The sequence below is a fragment of the Streptomyces sp. HSW2009 genome (assembly GCF_040240285.1).
GTDB lineage: Bacteria > Actinomycetota > Actinomycetes > Streptomycetales > Streptomycetaceae > Streptomyces.
In genome coordinates, this window is the sequence record NZ_JBEHZD010001025.1 from 1 (window position 1) to 1,203 (window position 1,203).

Sequence of the window (1,203 nt, forward strand, 5' to 3'; positions counted from 1 at the left end):
CCCCCCCCCCCGGGGGGGGCCCCCCGCCCCGCCGGGGGGGCGGGGGGGGCCCCCCCCCCCCCACCCCCCCCGCCGGCCCCCCCCCCGGGCGCCCTACGGCGTGCACGGTAGGCCCCGTACGCCCCGTTACGGCCGGCCCGGCCAGCCCCACCAGCACACCGAGTACGACCGGTACGAACCGCGTGACCTGTACGAACCGTCCGGCCGGTACGGCCACTACTGCCCGTACCGGCCGTCCACCGGCTGCTACCGCCCAGATCGCGCAGGCCCCGCGCTCGGCGCACGTACGCCGCCTACGGCTGCGGCGTCCGCCGGGCGGTCAGCGGCGTCGGAGCCGTAGGGCCATCGCGCCGGACAGGCCGAGCGCGACGAGCGCGGCCAGTGCGGTCAGCGCCGACGTCGCCGTCAGCAGGCCCTCGTCACCCGCGGCGGCCGTGGCTCCCTGGCGCACGGCGTCCGGCGCGCCGGGGGCGACCCGCGCGCGCTCCGGGGCGGGCGCGGGCGCGTCGCCGCCTGGACCGAAGCCGCCCGCGAGGCCCTTCTTGTCGTAGCGGGAGCCGGGCAGCTTGTCCGCGTACGCCCGGTGGACGCGTTCGCGGTAGGCGTCCACGGTGGTCCCGCGGGCGCCGACGGCCCGCACCGCATCGGTGTCGAGCGGCAGCACCTTGTTCCCGCGCTGCACGTACCAGGCGTCGATCTGCGGCTCGCGGAAGACGGTGCCGCCAGCCAGCGCCTTGGCGCCCTTGGCCGCGTAGTACGTCTCGTCGCCGCCGGTCGCGATGTTGACCACTTTCCAGGAGTCGCCCGTGTTCGCGGTCCACACCGAGGCGACCTGGCCGTCCGCCGACACGGCCTTGCTGGCCATGAAGTCCAGCGTGGCGATGGGCGCGCGGTCGGTGCCCTTGCCGTCGGCTACGAAGCCCGGCGCGAGGGTGTAGACGGGCACCGTCGCGCCCTCGATGCGCGGCTGGGACTGCGCCGCGCGGCTGCCGCCCGCCGGGGCCAGGTCGCCCGCCGGGGCGCCGGCGCCGTCCCTGGCGAAGAAGCGCGCGAGGTGGTCGCGGGTGCTCGGGGCGGTGGCGATGTCGCGGGCGGCGTCGACCGCCGCTGCGGTCGGTGCCTTCGGCGCGGCCGGGGTCTCGGCAGCCGCGGCCGACGGGGCGCCGCCGACCAGCACGGCGACGGCGGCGAGCGCGGTGGCGG

2 protein-coding genes are annotated in these 1,203 nt (G+C 78.9%); one reads left to right on the plus strand and one right to left on the minus strand.

Annotation, left to right across the window (positions count from 1 at the left end):
* The coding region (locus tag AAHZ94_RS34345) for a hypothetical protein (RefSeq protein WP_502964874.1) at nt 1-340 on the plus strand (340 nt) is incomplete at its 5' end.
* Here AAHZ94_RS34345 and AAHZ94_RS34350 read toward each other — a convergent pair.
* Nucleotides 320-1,203: hypothetical protein (locus tag AAHZ94_RS34350; protein WP_502964875.1), on the minus strand; the 884-nt coding region annotated here is incomplete at its 5' end. The genes AAHZ94_RS34345 and AAHZ94_RS34350 overlap by 21 nt on opposite strands.